Below are 22,538 nucleotides of genomic sequence, written 5' to 3' on the forward strand. Positions count from 1 at the left end.
ACCCGATCAGCCCTGCGGGTGTTCGCCGACGTAGATCTCGACGCGGCGGTTCTGCGCCCGGCCGGCATCGGTGTTGTTGTCGGCGACCGGCTCGCGCGAGCCGCGGCCTTCGGTGCGGATCGCGCCGGCCGGCACGCCGCGCGCCACCAGGTAGTCGCGCGTGCTGGCGGCACGTTCGATCGACAGCGGGTTGTTGATGGCGTCGGTGCCGGTGCTGTCGGTGTGGCCGATGATGCGGACCTCGGCATTCGGGTTGTTGCGCAGGCCGCCGGCGAACTGGTCGAGCACCGGCGAGAAGTTGGGCTTGATCGCCGAGCGGCCGACGTCGAAGGAGATGTCGCTCGGGATCGCCAGCTTGAGCTCGTTGCTGGCGGTCTGGGTGACGGCCACGCCGGTGCCCCGGGTGGCGGCTTCCATCTGCTTCTTCTGGTTCTCCATGCGCTGCGACCACAGGTAGCCGCCGGCCGCACCGGCGAGCGCACCCACCGCAGCGCCGGTGCCCGCACGGCCGCCGGTCGCCGAGCCGATCGCCGCGCCCGCCAGTGCGCCTACGCCGGCACCGATGCCGGTGTTGCGCTGGGTGTCGGTCATGCCGGTGCCGGCGCAACCTGCGAGAACGAGGGCGGCGGCGGAGGTGGCGAGTACGAGTTTTTTCATGTCGGTCCTTCTCGGGATGCAATACAAGGGAGGAACCATTATCCCGAGCGATCCGCGCGAAATCGGTGACCCGGCCGTGTCGGCATGTAACGGTTATCGACAACGAGGTCTCTTGAAACCCTTGTCGAATCTCGTTCTAATGCTATTGTTTTAATAGCAAGTGATGCATTGGCCCACAGGCCGACGCGGCGCCGGACTACGGCAGCTCAGTCGCGTTTCGAGGGCTCCTGGGCATCGTCGCGGTCGTCCAGTTCGCCACCCTTGCGGCCCGAGAACATGGTCCACCAGACGATCAGCACCAGCGCGATCGCGGCCGCGAGGGCTTCAAGCAAAATCAGACCCATGAACAAAGGACTCCGGTGGCTGGTGGGACTTGCGATCGTAGCAACGCTCGCGGGCTGCAGCGTCAGCACACGACAGCCCGAGGTGCCGCTGGCAACCCCGAGCGCGCCCCCGCCACGCGATCTCGGCCCCCTGGGCGGCTCGCTCGCGCATCCCAAGAGCCGCTGGACGCCGGTGGCCTGGTCCGAGCTGCCGGGCTTCAACGAGGACGCCCTGCACGAAGGCTGGGTCGCGATGGTCAGCAACTGCGCGCGGCCCAACGCCGCCATCGCGCCGCTGTGCCGCGAGGTGCGCCAACTCGCGCTGGCCGAGCCGAACCAGCAGCGCGAATGGATGATGCAGCGGCTGCAGCCGTTTCGCATCGAGTCGCTTGCGGGCCCGAGCGAAGGCAAGCTCACCAGCTACTACGAGCCGGTCTTCGATGCCACGCGGCGCCCGACGGCGACCCACACGGTGCCGCTCTACCAGGTGCCGGCGGGCCTGGTCCCCAAGCGCCCCTGGTACACCCGCCAGGAGATCGACACGCTGCCGCAGGCCCAGGCCGCGCTGCGCGGCCGCGAGATCGCCTGGCTGGCCGATCCCATCGACGCGCTGATGCTGCACATCCAGGGCTCGGGTCGGCTGCGCATCACCGAGGCCGACGGTTCGCAGCGCATGGTGCGCGTGGCCTTCGCGGCCACCAACGAACAGCCCTACCGCAGCGTCCAGCAATGGCTGTCGAGCCAGGGCGCGACCAAGGTCAGCCTGTGGCCGGACGACACCAAGCAGTGGGTGGCGCAGAACCCTCAGCGTGTGTCGCAGCTGCTGTGGAGCAATCCGCGCTACGTGTTCTTCCGCGAGGAAGCCCTCAATGAAGTAGACGCGGCCTCGGGGCCGGTGGGCGCGCAGGGCGTGCCGCTCACGGCCGGCCGCTCGATCGCGGTCGACCGCGACAGCATTCCCTACGGCACGCCGGTCTGGCTCGCCTCGCCGGGGCCGGCCGTGCCGCTGGCCAAGCTGGTGGTCGCGCAGGACACCGGGAGCGCCATCGTCGGCGCGGTGCGGGCCGACTATTTCGCCGGGACCGGCGCCGATGCGGGCCGGGTCGCTGCGCGGGTCAACCAGCCATTGCGCCTGTGGGCGCTCTGGCCGAAGTAGTCAGGCGTTCATCTTCACCACGAAGATCGTGAGCGCGGTGACCATCGCGATGTGCATCAGGAACTCGAGCCGCCGCTCCCGGGGTGCGATGAGGAGGGCGGCGCCCGCCACCACCAGCGTCAAGGCCCCGAACATGAGATCGAAAGAGATATCCACCAAACCGCCGTCCTTGCTGTCACACGGGCCTGCACGAGCACGGATTATCAGTGAGCGCGCACGGGCTCCTGCGGCCGGGGCAGCGGCAGCGCGGTCTTGTAGCGCACCTGCTTGAGCGCGAAGCTCGAGCGAATCTTCTCGATGCCGGCGATCGGCGTCAGCTGCTCGAGGATGAACTTCTCCAGCGCCGCGATATCGGCCACGGCGACCCGGATCAGGTAGTCGCTGTCGCCGGTCATGAGGTAGCACTCCATCACCTCGTCGTGCTCCGCGATGCGCTGCTCGAAATCGGCCAGCGACTGCTTGCTCTGGGTCTTCAGGCTGATCGAGATGAAGACGTTGAGGCCGAGGCCGAGTGCGCCGGCATTGACCAGGGCCACGTAGCGCTGGATCACGCCGCCGGCCTCGAGCGCCTTCACCCGCGCCAGGCAGGGCGAGGGCGACAGGTGGATGCGGCGCGCCAGTTCGACGTTGGACAGGCCGCCGTCGCGCTGCAGTTCGTCGAGAATGCGCAGGTCGATCGTGTCCAGTTGCATGAAATGCTGCCCAGCGGCAAAAATGCAGAATTCTATGCGGTGGACTGGGCCGGAAAGGCACGGAATCGGCACCCCATTCCATCGCGAACGGCCTAGATTGCGGTTCATGAACGCCCCGATCCCCTTCGACCCCTTGCGCGCCCTGATCGACATGCCCCTGCACGATCCCGATCCCGTCGAAACCGCCGAGTGGCGGGCCGCCTTCGTCGCCCTGGCCGATGCCCACGGGCCGGAGCGGGCGCGCTGGATGCTGGACGAACTCGCGCGGCTGGCACGGGCCCAGCGCATCGGTTGGGAGCCGGACCTGTCGACGCCGTACGTCAACACCATCGCGGTCGACGCCCAGCCGGCCTTCCCCGGCGACCTCGCGATGGAGGAGCGGCTGGCCTCGCTGATGCGCTGGAATGCGCTGGCGATGGTGGTGCGCGCCAACCAGGCCTATGGCGAGCTCGGCGGCCACATCGCCAGCTACGCCAGCGCGGCGGACCTGTTCGAGACCGGCTTCAACCACTTCTTCCATGCACGCACCGACGCCCACCGCGGCGACCTCGTGTTCTTCCAGCCGCACAGCGCGCCGGGCGTCTATGCGCGCGCCTTCCTCGAAGGCCGGCTCGGCGAAGAGGACCTGCGCCACTACCGGCAGGAGCTCACCGCGCCCGCCTTCACCGAAGGCCAGGGCGCACGCGGCCTGAGCAGCTACCCGCACCCGTACCTGATGCCGGACTTCTGGCAGTTCCCGACTGGCTCGATGGGCATCGGGCCGATCAGCTCGATCTACCACGCCCGCTTCATGCGCTACCTCACGCACCGCAACCTGCTGGATTGCGAGGGGCGGAAAGTCTGGGGCGTGTTCGGCGACGGCGAGATGGACGAGCCCGAATCGATGAGCGCGCTGACGCTCGCCGCCCGCGAGAAGCTCGACAACCTGGTCTGGGTGGTCAACTGCAACCTGCAGCGCCTGGACGGCCCGGTGCGCGGAAACGGCCGCATCATCGACGAACTCGAGAAGCTGTTCGCCGGCGCCGGCTGGAACGTCATCAAGCTGGTCTGGGGCAGCGACTGGGACGGCCTGTTCGCGCGCGACCTCACGGGTGCGCTGGTGCGGGCCTTCGCCAACACGGTCGACGGCCAGATGCAGACCTTCGCCGCCAAGGACGGCCGCTACAACCGCGACACCTTCTTCGGCCAGGACCCGGAACTGGCGCGGCTCGCCGAAGGCATGACCGACGAGCAGATCGACCACCTGAAGCGCGGCGGCCACGACCTGGTGAAGATCCACGCCGCCTATGCCGCGGCGGCCGCACACCGCGGCCGGCCGACCGTGATCCTGGCCCACACCAAGAAGGGCTACGGCATGGGCAGCGCCGGCCAGGGCAAGATGACGACGCATTCGCAGAAGAAGTTCGACGACACCGACCTGATCGCCTTCCGCGACCGCTTCAAGCTGCCGTTGACCGACGAGCAGGCCACCACCGCCGCCTTCTACAAGCCGGCCGACGACAGCGCCGAGATGCGCTACCTGCTGGCCAAGCGGGCCGCGCTCGGCGGCAGCATGCCGCGCCGCGTCACCGACTGCGACACCGTCGCCAAGCCCGGGCTCGCGGCCTATGCGCAGTTCGCGGTCGCCGCGGCCGGCAAGGAGATGAGCACCACCATGGCCTTCGTGCGCATGCTGGGCAACCTCTTGAAGGACAAGGTGCTCGGCCCGCGGGTGGTGCCGATCGTGGCCGACGAGGCGCGCACCTTCGGCATGGCCAACCTGTTCAAGCAGGTCGGCATCTATTCGAGCGTGGGCCAGCGCTATGCGCCGGAGGACATCGGCTCGGTGCTGTCGTACCGCGAGGCGACCGACGGCCAGATCCTCGAGGAAGGCATCAGCGAGGCCGGTGCCATCGCCAGCTGGACCGCCGCCGCCACCAGCTACAGCGTGCACGGGCTGGCGATGCTGCCCTTCTACATCTACTACTCGATGTTCGGCTTCCAGCGCGTCGGCGACCAGATCTGGGCCGCCGCCGACCAGCGGCCGCGCGGCTTCCTGCTCGGCGCCACCTCCGGGCGCACCACGCTGGGCGGCGAAGGCCTGCAGCACCAGGACGGATCGAGCCACCTCATTGCCGCGACGATCCCGAACTGCAAGGCCTACGACCCGGCCTTCGCGGGCGAGATGGCGGTGATCGTCGATGCCGGCATCCGCGAGATGATGGTCGAGCAGAAGGACGTCTTCTACTACGTCACCTTGATGAACGAGAACTACGCGCAGCCCGACCTGCCGGCGGGCGCGGAAGCCGATGTGCTGCGCGGCTGCTATCGCTTCGATGGATGGAAGGGCGCGCAGCCGACATCCGCCGAGGCGAAGGTCACGCTGCTCGGTTCCGGTGCGATCCTCACCGAAGTCGTCAAGGCGGCGCAGATGCTGGCCGAAGAGGGCATTGCCGCGGAGGTGTTCAGCGTCACGAGCTGGAGCGAGCTGGCGCGCGACGGGCGGATCTGCGAACAACGTGCCCTGGCGGGCGAGGCCGAGCCGGGCACGCCGTTCATCGCGCGGCAGCTGGCGGGGGGCAGCGGGCCGATCATCGCCGCGACCGACTACGTGCGCAGCGTGCCCGAGAGCGTCCGCGCCTTCCTGCCCGAGGGCCGGCGCTTCCTCACGCTCGGCACCGACGGCTTCGGCCGCAGCGACACCCGCGCGGCCCTGCGGCAGTTCTTCGGCGTCGATGCGCAGCGCATCGTGCGCGCGGCCCTGCACGCGCTCGGATCGCGTTGAAGCGGCGGGGCGGGGCGCCTATGATGGCGCGCGCGAAGCGCGAACCCTCCTAGGACACCTCATGAACAAAGCAGGACTCATCGGCCTGGGCGCCATGGGCGCTGGCATTGCCGCCACCTTGCGCGACCGCGGCTACGAGATGCACGTGTGCGACGCGCGCCCCGGCGCGGCGGTGCGCTTCGCCGAGGCTGGCGGCGTCGCCTGGGCCACGCCGGCGCAGGTCGCGCACCGCTGCGAGGTCGTGATCTCGGTCGTGGTCAATGCCGCGCAGACCGAGGAGGTGCTGTTCGGCGAGGGCGGCGCCGCCGCCTCGATGAAACCCGGCAGCGTGTTCGTGATGTGCTCGACGGTCGATCCCAACTGGTCGATCGCGCTCGAGGAGCGGCTGGGCGCGCTGGGCATCCTCTACATCGATGCGCCGATCTCGGGCGGCGCCGCCAAGGCCGCGAGCGGCCAGATGACCGTGATGAGCGCGGCCCGGCCCGAGGCCTACGCGCGCGCCGACGCGGTGCTCGACGCCATGGCCGGCAAGGTCTACCGGCTCGGCGACCGCGCCGGCGCGGGCAGCAAGGTCAAGATCATCAACCAGCTGCTGGCCGGGGTGCACATCGCGGCGGCGGCGGAGGCGATGGCCCTGGGCCTGCGAGAAGGCGTGGCCCCGGACGCGCTGTACGAGGTCATCACGCACAGCGCCGGCAACAGCTGGATGTTCGAGAACCGCATGGCCCACGTGCTGGCCGGCGACTACACGCCGCTGTCGGCGGTCGACATCTTCGTCAAGGACCTCGGGCTGGTGCTCGACACGGCGCGTGCCAGCAAGTTCCCGCTGCCGCTGGCCTCGACCGCGCACCAGATGTTCATGCAGGCCTCGACGGCCGGCTACGCGAAGGAAGACGACAGCGCGGTGATCAAGATCTTCCCGGGCATCGAACTGCCGCCGTCCGCCTGACCGTGCCTATCATCGAACCATGCCACGCTTCGCCGCCAACCTTTCCATGCTCTATCCGGAGCTCGATTTCCTCGACCGCTTCGAGGCCGCCGCCAAGGATGGCTTCGCCGCCGTCGAGTACCTGTTCCCCTATGCCTACGAAGCGCGCGAGCTGGCCTCGCGGCTGGCCGCCAACGGCCTGAAGCAGGTGCTGTTCAACGGCCCGCCCGGCGACTGGGAGCGCGGCGAGCGCGGCCTCGCCTGCCTGCCCGGGCGCGAGGCCGAGTTCCGCGACGGCATCCTGAAGGCGCTCGACTACGCGGCGGCGCTCGACTGCCCGCGCATCCACGTCATGGCCGGGCTGGTGCCCGAGGGCGTCGAGCGCGAGACCGTGCAGCCGACCTACCTCGAGAACCTGCGCTGGGCCGCCGTCGAGGCGGCCAAGGCCGGTCGCGACGTGCTGATCGAGCCGATCAACACGCGCGACATCCCGCGCTTCTTCCTGAACCGGCAGGACCACGCGCACGAGCTCGTCGAGGCGGTGGGCGCGCTCAACGTGCAGGTGCAGATGGACCTCTATCACTGCCAGATCGTCGAGGGCGATGTGGCGATGAAGATCCGCAAGTACCTGCCGACCGGCCGGGTCGGCCATTTCCAGATCGCCGGTGTGCCCGATCGCAACGAGCCCGACATCGGCGAGCTGAACCACCCCTACCTGTTCGAGGTCATCGACGAGGTGTCGGCGCAATGCGGCTGGCAAGGCTGGGTCGGCTGCGAGTACCGGCCGCGCCGCGGCGCCGTGGCCGATGGAACCTCGGCCGGGCTCGGCTGGCTGCGCGGCCTGCCGCGCGCGGCGCGCGGATGACGGCGCCCTCGAGGCTGGAAGCCGTCCGCATCCCGGCGCGCCTGCGGGGCTTTCCGGCGGGCGATGCCGAGGTGTTCGATGTCACGCTCGCCGGCGCGCAGGTCGAGGCCATCGTGCCGTCCCGCCAGCCGGCGCGCGGCACCTTGCTGAGCGCGATGGTCGATGCCCATGCCCACATCGACAAGAACTACACGGTGCGCGAGGCCGGCGCGGCCGAAGGCAACCTGTTCGCGGCGATCGAGCGCATGGCGGCGCATCGCGCGCGCTGGACGGCGCAGTCGCTGCGCACCCGCATGCTGCGGGCGCTGGACGAAGCCTGGCGCGCCGGCACGCGGGCCCTGCGCACCCATCTCGACTGGGGCAGCGCCGACGCGCCGATGTCGCTCGCGGTGTTCGAGCAGCTGCGCGACGAATGGCGTGGCCGCATCGAGCTGCAGTTCGTCGCGCTGGCGCCGCTCGACCTGTTCGCCGAGGCCGACGCGGGCGAAGGCATCGCGCAGGCGGTGCGGCGCGCGGGCGGGGTGCTCGGCGCCTTCGTCTATCGCAACGACGGCATCGTGCACAAGCTCGGGCGGGTCTTCGACCTCGCGCAGCAGCATCGACTGACGCTGGACTTCCACGTCGACGAAGGCCTCGATGCCGAAGCGACCGGCCTGCGCACCATCGCCCAGCTCACGATCGCGCGCGGCCTGCAGGGGCGCGTCGCCTGCGGCCATGCCTGCTCGCTGTCGGTGCAGGACGACGCCGCCGCCAACGACACGCTCGCGCTGTGCGCCCAGGCCGGCATCCACCTGATCGCCTTGCCGAGCACCAACCTCTACCTGCAGGGCGCCTGGGACCGCACGCCGGTGCAGCGCGGCATCACGCGGCTGCGCGAAGCCGCGGCGCACGGCCTGCGGCCGAGCCTCGCCACCGACAACGTGCAGGACGCCTTCTATCCCTATGGCGGCTACGACCTGGTCGAAACTTTCGGCCTCGGCGTGCAGATGGCGCACCTGGCGCCGGCCGCCGACTGGCTCGACGCCATCACCGTGAGCCCGGCCCGGGCCCTGGGGCTGGCCTGGGACGGGCGCATCGCGCCCGGCTGCCCGGCCGACCTGGTGCTGCTGGCGGCCACCGACGAATACGAACTGCTGGACCCGCACGGCCGACGCCGCACCGTTATCCGCGCGGGCCGTACCCTGGAGAACATCCCATGAGCATGGGCAAGCCGATGGCCAACTACGCCGCCGCAAAACGCGTCGGCGATTTCGTCTTCATGAGCGGCGTGGTCGCGGTCGACCCGTCGACCCGCCGCGCGGTCGCCGGCTACGACGACATCCCCGACGCGGCGCGCGCGGCCCTGCAAACGCTCGGCTACGCCACCGGCCAGATGTCGGTCGACGTGTTCGAGGCGCCGATCGTGGCCCAGAGCTGGTTCGTGCTCGAGCGCATCCGCCAGATCGCGGCCGAGCACGGCGGCACGATGGACGACGTCGTGAAGCTGGTGCAGTACTTCCGCCGCCTGCCCGACTACGCGCCCTACAACCGGGTGCGCGGCCTGTTCTACCCGGGCCAGCCGCCGGTCAGCACGGTGGTCGAGGTGTCGCGCTTCCTGCCCGGGGACGAGGTGCTGGTCGAGGTCGAGGCGACGATGTACCTGCCCCTTCAGTAGGGCTGGCCCAGCTGCTCCAGCACGGCAGGGTTCTCAAGGGTGCTCACGTCCTGCGTCACCACTTCGCCCTTGGCCAGCGTGCGCAGCAGCCGGCGCATGATCTTGCCGCTGCGGGTCTTCGGCAGGTTGTCGCCGAAGCGGATGTCGCGCGGCTTGGCGATCGGGCCGATCTCCTTGCCGACCCAGTTGCGCAGCTGGTCGGCGATGCGCCGGGCCTCGTCGCCGCTGGGCAGCGGCCGCTTCAGCACCACGAAGGCGCAGACCGCCTCGCCCGTGGTGTCGTCGGGCCGTCCCACCACCGCGGCCTCGGCCACCAGGTCGGTCATCGCCACCAGGGCGGATTCGATCTCCATCGTGCCCATCCGATGGCCGCTGACGTTGAGCACGTCGTCGATGCGCCCGGTGATGGTGAAGTAGCCGGTCGTCTTGTCGCGTATCGCGCCGTCGCCGGCCAGGTAGTAGCGGCCCTGGAACTCCTCGGGGTAGTAGCTGGCCTTGAAGCGCTCCGGGTCGTTCCAGATGGTGCGGATCATCGACGGCCAGGGCTTGCGCACGACCAGGATGCCGCCCTGGCCCCAGGGCAGCTCGTTGCCGGCCTCGTCCACCACGGCCGCGTCGATGCCCGGGAACGGCAGGGTGCACGAGCCCGGCACCAGCGGCGTGACGCCCGGCAGCGGCGTGATCATGTGGCCGCCGGTCTCGGTCTGCCAGAAGGTGTCGAGCACCGGGCAGCGGCCGCCGCCCACGTGGCGGTGGTACCACTCCCAGGCGGCCGGGTTGATCGGTTCGCCGACCGATCCGAGGATGCGCAGGCTCGACAGGTCGTAGTGGCGCGGGTGCACCGCGTCGTTGCCCTCGGCCATCTTGATCAGCGAGCGGATCGCGGTCGGCGCGGTGTAGAACACGCTGACTTTGTGATCCTGGATCATCTTCCAGAAGCGGCCGGCATCGGGGTAGGTGGGCACGCCCTCGAACACCACCTGGGTCGCGCCGACCGCCAGGGGACCGTAGGCGATGTAGGTGTGGCCGGTGACCCAGCCGATGTCGGCCGTGCACCAGAAGACGTCGTCGGGGCCGAGGTCGAAGGTCCACTGACAGGTCAGCGCCGCATGGAGCAGGTAGCCGCCGGTGGCGTGCTGCACGCCCTTGGGCTTGCCGGTCGAGCCCGAGGTGTAGAGCAGGAACAGCGGGTGCTCGGCGTTCACCCATTCGGGTTCGCAGACCGGCTCCTGCGCTGCCGCGAGATCGGCCATCCACTGGTCGCGCGGGGCCTGGAAGGGCACGGCGCCGCCGGTGCGCCGCGTGACGAGCACGTGGCGCACGCTGTCGCAGCCGCCCAGGCCGATCGCCTCGTCGACGATCGCCTTCAGCGGCAGCTGCTTGCCGCCGCGCACCTGCTGGTCGGCGGTGAGCACCAACACGGCGCCGGTGTCGGCGATGCGGTCGCGCAGGGACTGCGCCGAGAAGCCGCCGAAGACCACCGAATGGATGGCGCCGATGCGCGCGCAAGCCTGCATCGCGACCACGCCGTCGATCGACATCGCCATGTAGATCACGACCCGGTCGCCGCGGCCGACGCCCATGGCCTTGAGCACGTTGGCGGTGCGGCAGACGCGCGCCAGCAGGTCCTGGTAGCTGATCCGCGTGACTGCGCCGTCGTCGGCCTCGAAGACGATCGCGGTCTTCTCGCCCAGGCCGTTCTCGACCTGGCGGTCCAGGCAGTTGTACGACGCGTTGAGCGTGCCGTCGGCGAACCATTCGAAGAAGGGCGCCCGGCGCTGGTCGAGCACCTGCGTGAAGGGCTGCTTCCAGGCGACCAGCTCGCGCGCCAGGCGGCCCCAGTACGCGTCAGGGTCGGCCTCGGCCTCGGCGACCAGCCGGTCGTAGGCGGCGCGGCCGGAGATCCGGGCGCGTTGCACGGTGGCCTCGGAGGGCGGGTACAGCGTGGCGGGCAGGGCGGGGGAAAGGGTCGGTTCCATGGCGGGCTCCTGGTGCGTGGATGAGGGATGTACGGCCGTGATCACTCGACGGCGCCGCCCGTTTGACGGCTGTCAAGTGCGTCTCGGGCGAGGTCATCAACAATCAAGAGCCGTAGGATGTCCGACGAACATTGCAGGAGACACATTCAAAAATGACGAATGTTTGCAGCCCAGGAAGGTGGCCGGGGTGATCCGCACGCTGGAGCGCTACCTGACGCTGCAGGCCGGGCTCGACCTGCTGGACCAGGGCCTGTCGATCTTCGATGCCGACCTGCGCCTGGTGGCCTGGAACCGCGCCTACGTCCGCCTGCTCGACTTTCCCGACGACATGGCCTACATGGGGGCGCCGTTCGAGAGCTTCATCGGCTTCAATGCCCGGCGCGGCGAGTACGGCCCGGGCGACCCGCAACAGCTGGTGGCCGAACGCGTCGCGGCGGCGCGCCACTTCGCACCGCACCAGATCGAGCGGGTGCGCCCCGACGGGCGGGTGCTGCTCATCCGCGGCGAGCCGGTGCCGGGCCACGGCTTCGTCACGCTCTATTCCGATGTCACCGAGCAGCGCCGCGCCGAGCAGATCATCCGCCGCCACAACGCCGAGCTCGAAGGCCGGGTGGCCGCGCGCACCGCCGAGCTGCAGCACAGCGAGGAGCGAGTGCGGCTGATCATGGATTCGATCCCCGCGCTGGTGGCCTACTTCGACCACCGGCGGGTCTACCGCTACCTCAACCGCGGCTACCACGACTGGTTCTGCGTCGACACCTCGCGCCCGGAGGCCGTCAGCGCCAAGGCCTTCCTGGGCGACGCGGTCTACGCGATGGTCAAGCCGCAGGTGCTGCGGGCCCTCGCCGGCGAAACGCAAAGCCTGGAATACGAGCTCCAGACCTGCGACGCCCGCCGCCTCTGGGTGCGGACCTCGCTGGTGCCGCAGCGCAGCGCCGAGGGGCAGGTCGTCGGCTGCTTCGAACTGACCTTCGACATCACGCAGGAGCGGCGCTCGCAGGCGCTGCTGGCGCGGGCCCAGAAGCTCGACTCGCTGGGCCGCCTGACCGGGGGCCTGGCGCACGACTTCAACAACATCCTCACGGTCGTGATCGGCAACCTGGCGGCGCTGGCCGAAGCCCGGCCGGGCGATCCGGCGCTGGACGACTATGTGCATCCGGCGCTCGACGCCGCGCGCCGCGGGGCCGAGCTGGTGCGCGGCCTGCTGAGCTTCGCCCGGCGCCAACCGCTGCAGGCGGCGGCGGTGCATGTGGGCGCGCTGGTCGACACCGTGGCCCGGCTGGTGCGGCGCTCGCTGCCCGAGACCCTTCGGCTCGACATCGACGTCGATGTCGGCGAACTGCCGCTGTGGACCTGGATCGATGCCACCTTGCTCGAGCAGGCGCTGGTGAACCTGGTGCTGAATGCGCGCGACGCGACCGGTCCCGACGGACACATCGTGCTGCGGGCCCGGCGCGTTCGCATCGACGCCGCGGAGGCGGCGCCGCTGCAGCTGTCCGCGGGCGACTGCGTGCGCATCGAAGTCGAGGACGACGGCAGCGGCATGGACGCCGACACCCTGGCCCATTTGTTCGACCCCTTCTTCACCACCAAGCAGCCGGGCAGCGGCACCGGGCTCGGCATGGCCGTGGTCTACGGCTTCGTGAAGCAGTCGGGCGGCGCCATCGACGTGCGCAGCGCACCGGGGCGCGGCACCACGGTGTCGGTATGGCTGCCGGCGGCCGAGCCCGCACCGGCGGACGGCGCGGCCGACAGCAGCCGCCCGACCGGCCGGCCGCCGGCCGCCTCGATGGGCCTGGCGCTGCTGGTGGACGACGACGCCCAGGTGCGGCGCGTGATCCGGCGCAGCCTGCTGGAGCTGGGCTATTCGGTGCTCGAAGCCGACGGCGGCGCCGACGCGCTGAGCCTGCTCGAACACACGCCGGACATCGTGCTGCTGCTGTCCGACGTGGTGATGGGAGGCGGTGTCGACGGCCTCGCCGTGGCGCGGGCGGCGCGCGAGGGCGGTCGGGCCCGCGCCGTGGTGCTGATGAGCGGCTATGCGCCGGGCGACCTGTCGCGGCAGGTCGACTTTCCGATGCTCACCAAGCCTTTCAGCACCGCACAGCTCGCGCAAGCGATCGAGGAGGGCCGATGACGAACGAACACCACAGCGCAGGACTGACCCACCGCGCCGGCGCCGGCGCCGGCGCCGACGAGGCGAACCCGCCGTCGCTGGTCTACGTGATCGAGGACGACCCGGCCGTGGCGCGGCTGGTGCTCGCCACGCTGGCCGAGTTCGGCTTCAATGGCGAAGGCTTCAGCACCGGCGCGAGCGTGCTGCGGCGGCTGCAGGTCGAGAAGCCCGACCTCTGCATCGTCGACCTCGGCCTGCCCGACATGGACGGCATCGATCTCATGCGGCGCATCCAGGCGGCGTCGAATGCGGGCGTGCTGATCCTCACCGGCCGCGGCCATCCGGCCGACCGCGTGATGGGGCTCGAGCTCGGTGGCGACGACTACGTCACCAAGCCCTTCGAGGCCCGCGAGCTGGTGGCGCGGGTGCGCAGCATCCTGCGCCGGCGCAGCCTGGCGCCGGGCCAGGCCACGGGGCAGCGGCGCTATGCGTCGTTCCTGGGCTGGCGCATCGACTGCGCGGCCAACGTGCTGCGCGCGCCCGACGGCAGCGAGCACCTGCTGGGCACGGCCGAGACCCAGGTGCTGCGCTGCTTCGTCGAGCGCCCGCACCAGATCCTCACGCGCGAGCAGCTGATGGGCGCGCGCGACCTGCTGCCCACCGACCGCAGCATCGACGTGCGCATCTCGCGCCTGCGCAGGAAGATCGAACGGGATCCGCACGAGCCGGCCATCATCAAGACCGTGTACGGCGCCGGCTATCTGTTCGCCGCGAACGTGCTGTGGGAGTAGGCCCGTCGATCGGTCTCGATTCGGCCTCGAAAGGTCCGTGCATTGCATCGCAATGTGACGAATGATTGCACCGCACCCCGCACGGGCCAGCCGCATCCCAGAATCCGCCGAACCGTAGTCCAGGAGACGAATCATGAGCGACCCCGTGGTGACGAAGATCCAGTCCAACCCCAAGTACCTCGAGCTTCGCCGCAAGCGCAACCGCTTCGGCTGGTGGCTCACGGCGCTGATGATGGTCGTGTACTACGGCTACATCGCGCTGATCGCGTTCAACAAGCCTTTCCTGGCGCAGCCGATCGGCGGCGGCGTGACCACCATCGGCATCCCGATCGGGCTCGGCGTGATCGTCTTCACGATCCTGATCACGGCCTTCTACATCCGCCGCGCCAATGGCGAGTTCGACCGGCTCACGGCCGAGATCATCCAGGAGGCCACGCGATGAAAGCGCGTCACGCCGCTCTTGCCGCGCTGCTGGCCAGCGCCTCCGGCTGGGCCGCGGCCGCCGGCGCTGACGTCGGGCAGGTCACCAAGCAGCCGACCAACTGGATCGCGATCGCGATGTTCTCGGGCTTCGTGCTGCTGACCTTGTGGATCACCAAGTGGGCCGCCTCGAAGACCAAGTCGGCCGCAGACTTCTACACCGCCGGCGGCGGCATCACGGGCTTCCAGAACGGCCTGGCGATCGCCGGCGACTACATGTCGGCGGCCTCGTTCCTCGGCATCTCGGCCGCAGTGATGGCCACCGGCTACGACGGCCTGATCTATTCGATCGGCTTCCTGGTCGGCTGGCCGGTGATCACCTTCCTGATGGCCGAGCGCCTGCGCAACCTCGGCAAGTTCACCTTCGCCGACGTCGCCGGCTACCGCTTCCAGCCCGGCCCGATCCGCGCCTTCGCGGCCTCGGGCACGCTGGTGGTGGTGGCCTTCTACCTGATCGCGCAGATGGTCGGCGCCGGCCAGCTGATCAAGCTGCTGTTCGGCCTCGACTACTGGGTCGCGGTGGTGATCGTCGGCGCGCTGATGATGGTCTACGTGCTGTTCGGCGGCATGACGGCCACCACCTGGGTGCAGATCATCAAGGCCGTGCTGCTGCTGGCCGGCGTGACCTTCATGGCGCTGATGGTGCTGGCGGCCTTCAGCTTCAGCCCCGAGGCGCTGTTCGCCAAGTCGGTCGAGGTGCGCACCCAGATCGCGGCCAATGGCGGCAAGAGCCCGCTCGAGGCCTCGGCCATCGGACGCAGCATCATGGGCCCGGGCGGCTTCGTGAAGGACCCGGTCTCGGCGATCTCCTTCGGTATCGCGCTGATGTTCGGCACCGCCGGCCTGCCGCACATCCTGATGCGCTTCTTCACGGTGCCCGATGCCAAGCAGGCGCGCAAGTCGGTGTTCTGGGCCACCACCTGGATCGGCTACTTCTACCTGCTGATCTTCATCATCGGCTTCGGCGCCATCACGCTGGTGCTGACCAATCCCGAGTTCGCCGACGTCGCGACCGGCACCATCAAGGGCGGCGGCGGCGCGGCCAACATGGCGGCGGTGCTGGTGGCGAAGTCGGTCGGCGGCAATGTCTTCTACGGCTTCATCTCGGCGGTGGCCTTCGCGACCATCCTCGCGGTGGTGGCCGGGCTCACGCTGTCGGGTGCCTCGGCGGTGTCGCATGACCTCTACGCCACCCTGATCAAGAAGGGCAAGGCCGACAGCCGCGCCGAACTCAGGGTGTCGCGCATCACCACGATCGCGCTCGGCGTGGTCGCGGTGCTGCTCGGCATCGCCTTCGAGAAGCAGAACATCGCGTTCATGGTGTCGCTGGCCTTCGCGGTGGCGGCCTCGGCCAATTTCCCGGTGCTGTTCATGTCGGTACTCTGGAAGGATTGCACGACGCGCGGCGCGGTCGTCGGCGGCTCGCTCGGGCTGGTGTCGTCGGTGGCGCTGACCATCGTCTCGCCGTCGGTCTGGGAAGCCACGCTGGGCCACCCCGCGGGCTCGGCCTGGTTCCCCTATGCTTCGCCCGCGTTGTTCTCGATGACGCTGGCTTTCGTCGGCATCTGGCTGTTCTCGATCACCGACCGAAGCCGCCAGGCGCAGCAGGAGCGGGCGGCGTTCCCGGCGCAGCAGGTGCGCTCGGAGACCGGCCTCGGCGCCTCGGGCGCGTCGGGTCACTGAGAGCGTTCAGCTTGACGAAGGCCAGCGCCGCCATCACCGCATCGTCCAGCGCATCGTGCGCGGGGCGCTGCGGCAGGTCCAGCGCGGTCATGATGGCCGCGAAGCGCAGGTCGATATCGCCATGGCGCAGGTGCGGCGAGCGGCGCCGGTTTACATGGTCGTAGTAGAGCGCCGAGACCTCGATCTTCGGCTGCGGCAGCCCCATGCCCAGCATCGGGAACAGCACGCGGTCGATCATCGCGACGTCGAACTCCAGGTAGTAGCCCACCAGCGGCCGGCTGCCGATGAAATGCAGCAGCGCCTGCACGGCGGCCTCGGCCGCCAGTCCCTGGGCCAGGTCGCGCTCGCGCAGCTGGTGCACGCGCGCGCTGCCGGTCGCGACGCTGCGGCGCTCGGGCCGCACCAGCAGTTCGAGCCGCTCGCTGCACACCACGCAGTTGCCACGGATGCGCACCGCGGCGATCGCCACGATCTCGTCGCGCCGCGTGTCGAGGCCGGTGGTCTCGCAGTCGATCGCCACCCACTCGTCGGCGGGCGGCGGGTCCCACATGAAGCGAAAGCGCGGATCGGCCAGGTGCTGCAGCAGCCACCAGCGCTTGAGGGCGGAGAGCCAGCCGGTCATCACAGCGCGTCCAGCCGGAAGCTCAGGCGCAGCATGCGGCGAAAGCGCTTCACCACCTCGAGCGTGTCCTTGAGCAGGTCCCGCTCGAGGCTGCTCATGCGGGCCGGATCGACCTGCCCCGACACGTCGTGCCCGGCCGCCTGCTCCGCCAGGCCGGCCTTGAGCCGCAGGCCCATGAAGAAATAGAGGCTCTCGAGCAGGTCGGCGGCGAACTCGCGCTCGATCCGGCCGGCCGCGACCAGGGCCTCGAGGCGTTCCGCGGTGGAGGTCGCGTCCAGGCCGGCGCGCAGCGCCAGGCTGCGCACGCCGTGCACGATCGGGAACAGGCCCTGCTTCTTGACGTCGAGGTGCGGCGCCGCGGGCTCGCCGAAGGCCAGCAGGCGCTGCCACCAATGCGAATCCTCGGCGAAGGCGTCGATGGCCGCGGCGAAGCGCGCCAGCATCGCGTCGTTGTCGGTGGCCAGCGAGAACAGCCGGGCCCGCACGCCGGCCAAAAGCGTCGCATCGCCGGCCACCGCGTGGGCATCGAGGAAGATCGCCAGCGCCATCAGCCGCTCGCCGTCGGGCTGCAGCAGCCACTGGCAGGCGCGTTCGGCGAATTCGGCCTGGCCGGCGCGCCACTGCGGATTCGAGACCATGATGGCGCCGGGGCATTCGGGCCAGCCGAACTCGATCAGCGCGCGTGTGAGGCGCTGGCAGATCGCGTCCAGGTCGGCCGGCGGCACGTAGCCGTCGCGCAGCAGCAGGCCGTTGTCCTGGTCGGTCTTCTGCAGCTGCTCGCCGCGGCCCTCGCTGCCCATCACGAACAGGCAGCTGTTGGCGACCAGCTCGGGCGGCGCGATCAGTTCCCAGGCCCGCTGGAACAGCTGGCCGTTGAGCGCCTGCACCAGCGTGGCGATCTGCCCGACCCGGGTGCCGCCGCCGTGCAGCAGGCCGACCAGCTGCGTGACGTGGGCGCTCGCGCGGGCCAGTGCCTGCAGGTCCTGGGCTTCGACGATCTCGCGGTTGATCAGGTAGGAGTGATTGGACAGAAAGCTGAACAGGTCGAGCGCTTCCAGCACGCCCACGACCCGGCCGCCGTCGCCGCCTCCGTCGCCGGCCGTCACGACCACGCGGTGCACCCGATGCCGCACCATGACGATCAGTGCGTCGCCGACCGGGGCCGCCGCGTCGACCGTGATCAGGCCGAAGCTGCTGACCTCGCGCACCGGCAGGCGGTCCAGCGGCGTGCCGTGCAGCACCGCACGCTGCAGCGCCGTCACGGTGAAGATGCCCAGCCGCGGTGCGGGTCCGGACAGGTCGCGCACCAGCACGTTGGTGCTGCGCTCGGCCTGCAGCAGCCGCACCACCGACAGCACGTCGCGGTCGGCATCGACGAAATGCGGCGCCCGCACCGGGATCGCGTCGACCCGCGCCAGCGCGAGGGACTGCAGCTCGTGCTGGCCGACGCGGCCGGCGATGGCGGCCAGCTTGTTCGACAGGTCGGAGAACAGCAGGGCGCCGAAGGTCGCGTTGCGCGCGATCAGCTCGGTGACGACCTGCCGTGCGAGCTGGTAGGCCAGCACTTCCTCGGCGGCCACGAAGCGCCCGCCGACCTGGCCCGACAGCAGGCTGCGGCCGTCGAAGGTGTCGTGCGGGCCGAAACTCGCCACCGCTTCGCTGCCGCCGTGCTCGAACTGCTGCACGAAGCCCTTGATGACGACGAACAGGTGGGTCGGCGCCATGCCGGCCTCGAGGATCGCCTCGCCTTCGCGAAAGTAGGCGATGTCGACCTGGGCGCGCACCCGCTCGCGCTCCTCGGCCGTGAGGCAGTCAAAGGGCGAATGCTCGAAATCGAAGGCGCTCGGCATGGCCGATGATCGAACAAAGCCTGCCGCGGCACCACCCTGTGGCGTCAAGCTTTCGCGCGGAGCGTGCCACTCGGCCCTTTCGTTGAATTTCGCACACTTGGGCCGGTCGAAGCGCGGGGCTGCCCGGCAGGCATTTGTATACTTCAGTGCCCCCTGCGGGCGGAATCCCGAATCGCCCCGCGCGACGCGCGCGGCGCCAATCTCCTGGCTCGGCCGCCCTGCTGCCGATCCTGCGCGGCAGCCTCCGTCCCGTCCACAACCCTTGCGATGGCGTGAAGCGCATGCCTTGCGTGTGCACCTCCGTCGTCTGCGTCTGTCCGATGCGGCCGGCGCTGCCGGATCGTCCGCGCGCCGCGCGGCTTTCGCATTTTCCTGATCTGCGTATGTTCCCGATTGAACTCAAGACCTTTGGTACTTCCCTTGCCCAGGCGCTCGACGGCATCACCCCCGCGTCGCTGGCGCTCTTTCTGAGCTGTTTCGGCCTGTTGTGGCTGTCGGCCCAGTTCGGTGCGCGGATTCTGGGCAGAAGGACGCCGGCCGGCGCGGAAGGCGGAGAGGATTTCCGGATGATCCTCGGGGCCACGCTGTCGCTGCTCGGCCTCATCATCGGCTTCACGCTGTCCATGGCCATCGGCGGTTTCAACAGCCGCCAGGCCGGGGAGGAAGCCGAGGCCGAGGCCATCCGCACCGCCTATCTGCGCGCCGACCTGTTGCCACAGGCCGAGGGAGAACGTCTGCGCAGCACGCTGTCGGCCTACCTGGGCGAGCGCCTCCGCTTCTACGAGAGCGCCGACCCGCGCACCTACGCCGAAAGCCGCCGCGCCGCGCAGGAACTGCAGGACGATCTGTGGACGGCGACCAGCGCGGCGGCCGTCGCGCAGAAGAATCCGATCACGTCGCTGGTGGTCGCCGGCGTGAACGAGGTACTGAGCGCGCAGCAGAAAACATACGCCGGCTGGCGCGCCCAGATTCCGCTGGCCGCCTGGCTGCTGCTGACCACGATCGCGGTGTTCTGCAACGCCCTCGTGGGCTACAACGCCCGCCACCTGCGGCGCAAGGCCGGGCTGTTCCTCGTGCTGCCGATGACGATCTCGCTGTCGTTCCTGGTGATCTCCGAAATCGACGTGCCCGGGCGCGGCATCATCCGCGTCAAGCCGGTCAACCTCCACTATGTGTCCGAGGTCACGTCAGGACACACTGCGCCGCCCTGTCCTGCGCCGTCGTGCGGCGCGGATGCGGCGAAAAGCGCAGGCGACTGAGCGGCGCAGCGCCGCCGTCCGCGCTCCTACCGGACCCCGGCGCCCTTCAGCAGGAATTCCGTCACCTGCTCGATCAGGTAGCGCCGGTCTTTCTCGTCACTCTCGGCGACCTTCCTGAACAGCGCCACCTGCGTCGCGTGGTCGGCGTAGAACTGGGTCACGGCCCAGAGATGGAACAGGAACAGGATCGGGTCCACCGGGTCCATCAGGCCCTGGTCGATCCAGTTCTGGATCACGGCCGCCGCCTGGTCGGTGCGCTGCTGGCTGTGGTCCATCATCGGCCGCAGCACCGGTGCGCCGCGCATCATCTCGGCCGTGAAGATCCGCGAGCGCAGCGGATGCTCGAACGAGAACACCATCTTGCGGTGAATCAGGTCGCTGAGCACCTTGCGCGGGCCGAAGGCCTCGTCGCTGAAGCCGAAGACGCCGATCCAGTCGTCGATGATGCCCTGCAGCACCTGGCGGTACAGCGCTTCCTTGCTCTCGATGTAGTAGTGCAGCTGCGCCTTCGACAGGCCAGCCTTGTCGGCGATGGCCTGGGTCGACGCGCCGGCCAGCCCGTCGCTCGCGAACACCTCGACCGCGGCCCGGTGGATCACGGCCAGCAGCTGCGTGTACTTGCGCGCACGGCCACGCGTGGCGGGGGCGTCGAGCGGCTCGTCCAGGGCGTCGCCGAGGGGTGCGGTGGTCATTGGATGCGGATGGTGCCAGAGTGGCGGCTCACAGGTCGACCACCAGCGCCTCGCCCTTGGCCCGCGAGCAGCACAGTGCCACCTTGTGCGCCCGCTCGCCGCGCGTCAGGCAGAAATCGCGGTGCTCCGCGCCCTCGCCTTCGCCGCCGACCACGCAGGTGCCGCACAGGCCCTGCTCGCAGGACACCGGGATGTCGATGCCGACCGCATGCAGCGCGTCGACCGCGCTCTGGTCGCCGGCCACCGGAACGCGGATGCCGCGCTGGGCCAGGTGCAGCACGAAGGGCTTGCCGGTGGCGCCGGCGGCATCGGTCGGCGCCGCGAAATATTCGGTGTGGACCGCCTCCTCTGGCCAGTGCGCGGCGGCGCTGCGCACCGCCTGCATGAAGCCGGCGGGGCCGCACACATAGAGCTGGGTGCCGGCCTCGCGCACTGCGAGCAGATCGCGCAGATCGATCTTCTGCGCGGCGGTGCCGGCATCGAAGTGCAGGCGCACGTGTGGCGCCAGCAGTGGCTGGCGCAGCGCCTCGGCGAAGGCCAGGTGCTCGGCGCTGCGCGCGAACAGGCAGAGCGTGAAGTCGGCGCCGGCGCGCGCCAGCGACTCGGCCATGGCGAGCAGCGGCGTCATGCCGATGCCGCCGGCCAGCAGCAGGTGGCAGCGGGCCTCGGCGCGGACCGGGAAGCTGTTGCGCGGCGCGCTGATCGGCAGCAGGTCGCCTTCGCGGACGCGACCGTGCATCGAGGCCGAGCCGCCGCGGCCCGCGGCCTCGCGCTTGACGCCGATCAGGTAGCGCGAAGCGGCGCGGCCGTCCCCGCCGGCGTCGCAGGCGAGCGAATACTGGCGCGAGAAGCCGCCCGGCATGTGGACGTCGATGTGGGCGCCGGCCTGGTAGCCCGGCAGCGCCCGGCCGGCCGGATGCACCAGCTCGAAGGAGAGGATCTCCGGTGTCTGGCGCGCGATGCGCGCCACCCGCACGGTGAGATTGCGCTCGGTCATCGCCGGACCGTCACTTCGCGGCCGCCTTGCGGATGTCGACGCCGGCGCCCTTGTTGACGAACTGCGTGGTGTAGGCGTCGCGATAGTCGAAGTCGGTGGGCTTGTAGAGCCCGGCCGCCACGGCCTTGTCGTAGAAGTCCTTCATGCGCTCGTCGCTCATCGCACCGATGCCCTTGGTGGTGGCATCGCCGACGTCGATGTGGGCCCGCAGGATCGGGATCGACTTCTCGATGTAGTCGTCGCCGATGTCCGGGTTGATCTTCTTGATCAGCTCGTCGGCCGCCTTGCGGTCGCCGTACAGGTAGTTGGCGTAGCCGATGTTGGTGGCCTCGACGAAGCGGCGGACCACGTCCGGCTTGGTCTTGACCAGGTCCTGGCGGGTCTCGATGACCATGCCGTAGGTCGACCAGCCGGCATCGGCCAGCGACAGCACCACCGGCTTGAAGCCGGCCTGCTTCTCGACCGCCAGCGGCTCCGAGGTCGCGTAGGCCTGCTGCACCGCCTGCTTGTCGGCCAGGAACTGCGACAGGCTGTAGTTGTAGGGGCGCACTTGCTCGTCGCGCATGCCGTAGGCCTTCTTCATCCATTGCCAGTAGCTGATCTGGCCGTCCTTGGCGAGCAGCACGGTCTTGGCCTTGGCGAGGTCGGCGAACTTGTCGAAGCCCTGGCCCGGGTGGGCGATGATGGCCTGCGGGTCTTTCTGGAAGTAGGCCGCCACCACCACGGTCGGCACCTTCTGCTTGATGTTGTCGAAGGCCATCAGCATGTTGCCGGTCATCAGGAAGTCGATCTTGCCGGCCGGCAGCATCGGCCGGTTGTTGACCTGCGGGCCGCCCTGCTGGATGTCGACGTCGAGCCCGTACTTCTTGTAGGTGCCGTCGGCCAGCGCCTGGTAGAAGCCGCCGTGGCCGGGCTGGGCGCGCCAGTTGGTGGCGATCGTGACTTTGTCTTGCGCGATGGCCGCCAGGGCGGTGCCGGCAAGCAGGCTGGCCAGCAGGGTGCGGGCGATGAAGCGGGATTCGAGTCGCAT

21 protein-coding genes are annotated in these 22,538 nt (G+C 69.8%); 11 read left to right on the forward strand and 10 right to left on the reverse strand.

The genetic code is table 11. The features are described 5' to 3' along the window. Nucleotides 1-6 precede the first annotated feature (6 nt). Together QTI68_RS03890 and QTI68_RS03895 are read right to left on the reverse strand one after the other, a co-directional pair. Entirely contained in the window at nucleotides 7-657 is a 651-nt protein-coding gene (locus QTI68_RS03890) for a YiaD family glycine zipper/OmpA-like lipoprotein (RefSeq protein WP_286519771.1), read from the reverse strand. Between the two features lie 206 nt (nucleotides 658-863). After that, nucleotides 864-1,001 (reverse strand): hypothetical protein, encoded by a 138-nt coding sequence (locus QTI68_RS03895; protein WP_286519773.1) that lies wholly within the window; start codon nucleotides 999-1,001, stop codon nucleotides 864-866. On the opposite strand from QTI68_RS03895, the gene mltA reads away from it, so the two are divergent. Next, nucleotides 1,000-2,136 (forward strand): murein transglycosylase A, encoded by a 1,137-nt coding sequence (gene mltA / locus QTI68_RS03900; RefSeq protein ID WP_286519774.1) that lies wholly within the window; start codon nucleotides 1,000-1,002, stop codon nucleotides 2,134-2,136. The two genes, QTI68_RS03895 and mltA, sit on opposite strands and share 2 nt — an antisense overlap. Here the strand turns inward: mltA and QTI68_RS03905 are convergent, their stop codons facing one another. Both QTI68_RS03905 and QTI68_RS03910 read right to left on the reverse strand, forming a co-directional pair. Then, nucleotides 2,137-2,292 (reverse strand): hypothetical protein, encoded by a 156-nt coding sequence (locus tag QTI68_RS03905; protein WP_286519775.1) that lies wholly within the window; start codon nucleotides 2,290-2,292, stop codon nucleotides 2,137-2,139. A 47-nt stretch (nucleotides 2,293-2,339) separates the two neighbouring features. Beyond that, nucleotides 2,340-2,828, reverse strand: coding sequence for an Lrp/AsnC family transcriptional regulator (locus tag QTI68_RS03910; RefSeq protein ID WP_286509673.1), 489 nt, complete (start codon nucleotides 2,826-2,828; stop codon nucleotides 2,340-2,342). Between the two features lie 106 nt (nucleotides 2,829-2,934). Here QTI68_RS03910 and mdeB point away from each other — a divergent pair, with 106 nt between their 5' ends. The 5 genes from mdeB to QTI68_RS03935 all read left to right on the forward strand — a co-directional run bounded on the left by mdeB (nucleotide 2,935) and on the right by QTI68_RS03935 (nucleotide 9,039). Continuing rightward, nucleotides 2,935-5,592, forward strand: a complete 2,658-nt coding sequence (gene mdeB, locus QTI68_RS03915) for an alpha-ketoglutarate dehydrogenase (RefSeq protein ID WP_286519776.1) — start codon at nucleotides 2,935-2,937, stop codon at nucleotides 5,590-5,592. 61 nt (nucleotides 5,593-5,653) lie between these two features. After that, nucleotides 5,654-6,541: an L-threonate dehydrogenase gene (gene ltnD / locus QTI68_RS03920; RefSeq protein ID WP_286519777.1), complete on the forward strand. Its 888-nt coding sequence runs from the start codon at nucleotides 5,654-5,656 to the stop codon at nucleotides 6,539-6,541. A 19-nt stretch (nucleotides 6,542-6,560) separates the two neighbouring features. Continuing rightward, nucleotides 6,561-7,385 carry a 2-oxo-tetronate isomerase gene (otnI, locus tag QTI68_RS03925; protein ID WP_286519778.1) on the forward strand — a complete coding sequence of 275 codons (825 nt, stop codon included), beginning with the start codon at nucleotides 6,561-6,563 and terminating at the stop codon, nucleotides 7,383-7,385. Beyond that, nucleotides 7,382-8,584: an amidohydrolase family protein gene (locus QTI68_RS03930; protein ID WP_286519779.1), complete on the forward strand. Its 1,203-nt coding sequence runs from the start codon at nucleotides 7,382-7,384 to the stop codon at nucleotides 8,582-8,584. The genes otnI and QTI68_RS03930 overlap by 4 nt, the downstream gene beginning before the upstream one ends. Next, nucleotides 8,581-9,039: a RidA family protein gene (locus QTI68_RS03935; RefSeq protein WP_286519780.1), complete on the forward strand. Its 459-nt coding sequence runs from the start codon at nucleotides 8,581-8,583 to the stop codon at nucleotides 9,037-9,039. The genes QTI68_RS03930 and QTI68_RS03935 overlap by 4 nt, the downstream gene beginning before the upstream one ends. Here QTI68_RS03935 and acs read toward each other — a convergent pair. After that, the gene (acs, locus tag QTI68_RS03940) at nucleotides 9,033-11,018 is read right to left on the reverse strand and encodes an acetate--CoA ligase (RefSeq protein ID WP_286519781.1); all 1,986 of its coding nucleotides are present in this window, start codon (nucleotides 11,016-11,018) and stop codon (nucleotides 9,033-9,035) included. The genes QTI68_RS03935 and acs overlap by 7 nt on opposite strands. A gap of 163 nt (nucleotides 11,019-11,181) precedes the next feature. Here acs and QTI68_RS03945 point away from each other — a divergent pair, with 163 nt between their 5' ends. The 4 genes from QTI68_RS03945 (at nucleotide 11,182) to QTI68_RS03960 (ending at nucleotide 16,088) form a co-directional block, all read left to right on the forward strand. Further along, nucleotides 11,182-13,155 (forward strand): hybrid sensor histidine kinase/response regulator, encoded by a 1,974-nt coding sequence (locus tag QTI68_RS03945; protein ID WP_286519782.1) that lies wholly within the window; start codon nucleotides 11,182-11,184, stop codon nucleotides 13,153-13,155. Continuing rightward, the gene (locus QTI68_RS03950) at nucleotides 13,152-13,925 is read left to right on the forward strand and encodes a response regulator transcription factor (protein WP_286519784.1); all 774 of its coding nucleotides are present in this window, start codon (nucleotides 13,152-13,154) and stop codon (nucleotides 13,923-13,925) included. The genes QTI68_RS03945 and QTI68_RS03950 overlap by 4 nt, the downstream gene beginning before the upstream one ends. Before the next feature lie 133 nt (nucleotides 13,926-14,058). Next, entirely contained in the window at nucleotides 14,059-14,367 is a 309-nt protein-coding gene (locus QTI68_RS03955) for a DUF485 domain-containing protein (RefSeq protein WP_286519785.1), read from the forward strand. Further along, nucleotides 14,364-16,088, forward strand: coding sequence for a cation acetate symporter (locus QTI68_RS03960; RefSeq protein WP_286519786.1), 1,725 nt, complete (start codon nucleotides 14,364-14,366; stop codon nucleotides 16,086-16,088). Before QTI68_RS03955 ends, QTI68_RS03960 begins: the two co-directional genes overlap by 4 nt. Here the strand turns inward: QTI68_RS03960 and QTI68_RS03965 are convergent. Both QTI68_RS03965 and QTI68_RS03970 read right to left on the reverse strand, forming a co-directional pair. Then, a complete protein-coding gene (locus tag QTI68_RS03965) occupies nucleotides 15,985-16,710 on the reverse strand; it encodes a 3'-5' exonuclease (RefSeq protein WP_286519787.1) in 726 nt (241 codons plus the stop codon). The genes QTI68_RS03960 and QTI68_RS03965 overlap by 104 nt on opposite strands. Continuing rightward, nucleotides 16,710-18,560: a putative nucleotidyltransferase substrate binding domain-containing protein gene (locus QTI68_RS03970; RefSeq protein ID WP_286519788.1), complete on the reverse strand. Its 1,851-nt coding sequence runs from the start codon at nucleotides 18,558-18,560 to the stop codon at nucleotides 16,710-16,712. Before QTI68_RS03970 ends, QTI68_RS03965 begins: the two co-directional genes overlap by 1 nt. 290 nt (nucleotides 18,561-18,850) lie before the next feature. Between QTI68_RS03970 and QTI68_RS03975 the strand changes: the two genes are divergently transcribed. After that, entirely contained in the window at nucleotides 18,851-19,819 is a 969-nt protein-coding gene (locus QTI68_RS03975; protein ID WP_286519789.1) for a bestrophin-like domain, read from the forward strand. 26 nt (nucleotides 19,820-19,845) lie between these two features. Here the strand turns inward: QTI68_RS03975 and QTI68_RS03980 are convergent, their stop codons facing one another. From QTI68_RS03980 to QTI68_RS03990, 3 genes are read right to left on the reverse strand one after another with little or no spacing between them, the layout of a single operon-like run. Next, entirely contained in the window at nucleotides 19,846-20,511 is a 666-nt protein-coding gene (locus tag QTI68_RS03980) for a TetR family transcriptional regulator C-terminal domain-containing protein (protein WP_286519790.1), read from the reverse strand. Between the two features lie 28 nt (nucleotides 20,512-20,539). Further along, nucleotides 20,540-21,508 carry a PDR/VanB family oxidoreductase gene (locus QTI68_RS03985; RefSeq protein ID WP_286519791.1) on the reverse strand — a complete coding sequence of 323 codons (969 nt, stop codon included), beginning with the start codon at nucleotides 21,506-21,508 and terminating at the stop codon, nucleotides 20,540-20,542. Nucleotides 21,509-21,518: 10 nt separating this feature from the next. After that, nucleotides 21,519-22,538: an ABC transporter substrate-binding protein gene (locus QTI68_RS03990; protein WP_286519792.1), complete on the reverse strand. Its 1,020-nt coding sequence runs from the start codon at nucleotides 22,536-22,538 to the stop codon at nucleotides 21,519-21,521.

The organism is Variovorax sp. J31P207 (genome assembly GCF_030316965.1).
Classification (GTDB): domain Bacteria; phylum Pseudomonadota; class Gammaproteobacteria; order Burkholderiales; family Burkholderiaceae_C; genus Variovorax; species Variovorax ginsengisoli_B.

Excerpts from the sequence above, each read along its gene's own strand:
- QTI68_RS03930 (WP_286519779.1), top strand. The coding sequence starts at position 7,382 with ATGACGGCGCCCTCGAGGCTGGAAGCCGTCCGCATCCCGGCGCGCCTG.
- QTI68_RS03970 (WP_286519788.1), bottom strand. The coding sequence starts at position 18,560 with ATGCCGAGCGCCTTCGATTTCGAGCATTCGCCCTTTGACTGCCTCACG.
- QTI68_RS03895 (WP_286519773.1), bottom strand. The coding sequence starts at position 1,001 with ATGGGTCTGATTTTGCTTGAAGCCCTCGCGGCCGCGATCGCGCTGGTG.
- mdeB (WP_286519776.1), top strand. The coding sequence starts at position 2,935 with ATGAACGCCCCGATCCCCTTCGACCCCTTGCGCGCCCTGATCGACATG.
- QTI68_RS03960 (WP_286519786.1), top strand. The coding sequence starts at position 14,364 with ATGAAAGCGCGTCACGCCGCTCTTGCCGCGCTGCTGGCCAGCGCCTCC.
- QTI68_RS03935 (WP_286519780.1), top strand. The coding sequence starts at position 8,581 with ATGAGCATGGGCAAGCCGATGGCCAACTACGCCGCCGCAAAACGCGTC.
- QTI68_RS03890 (WP_286519771.1), bottom strand. The coding sequence starts at position 657 with ATGAAAAAACTCGTACTCGCCACCTCCGCCGCCGCCCTCGTTCTCGCA.
- otnI (WP_286519778.1), top strand. The coding sequence starts at position 6,561 with ATGCCACGCTTCGCCGCCAACCTTTCCATGCTCTATCCGGAGCTCGAT.
- acs (WP_286519781.1), bottom strand. The coding sequence starts at position 11,018 with ATGGAACCGACCCTTTCCCCCGCCCTGCCCGCCACGCTGTACCCGCCC.
- QTI68_RS03955 (WP_286519785.1), top strand. The coding sequence starts at position 14,059 with ATGAGCGACCCCGTGGTGACGAAGATCCAGTCCAACCCCAAGTACCTC.
- QTI68_RS03910 (WP_286509673.1), bottom strand. The coding sequence starts at position 2,828 with ATGCAACTGGACACGATCGACCTGCGCATTCTCGACGAACTGCAGCGC.
- mltA (WP_286519774.1), top strand. The coding sequence starts at position 1,000 with ATGAACAAAGGACTCCGGTGGCTGGTGGGACTTGCGATCGTAGCAACG.
- QTI68_RS03990 (WP_286519792.1), bottom strand. The coding sequence starts at position 22,538 with ATGCGACTCGAATCCCGCTTCATCGCCCGCACCCTGCTGGCCAGCCTG.
- QTI68_RS03980 (WP_286519790.1), bottom strand. The coding sequence starts at position 20,511 with ATGACCACCGCACCCCTCGGCGACGCCCTGGACGAGCCGCTCGACGCC.
- QTI68_RS03985 (WP_286519791.1), bottom strand. The coding sequence starts at position 21,508 with ATGACCGAGCGCAATCTCACCGTGCGGGTGGCGCGCATCGCGCGCCAG.
- QTI68_RS03965 (WP_286519787.1), bottom strand. The coding sequence starts at position 16,710 with ATGACCGGCTGGCTCTCCGCCCTCAAGCGCTGGTGGCTGCTGCAGCAC.
- QTI68_RS03950 (WP_286519784.1), top strand. The coding sequence starts at position 13,152 with ATGACGAACGAACACCACAGCGCAGGACTGACCCACCGCGCCGGCGCC.
- ltnD (WP_286519777.1), top strand. The coding sequence starts at position 5,654 with ATGAACAAAGCAGGACTCATCGGCCTGGGCGCCATGGGCGCTGGCATT.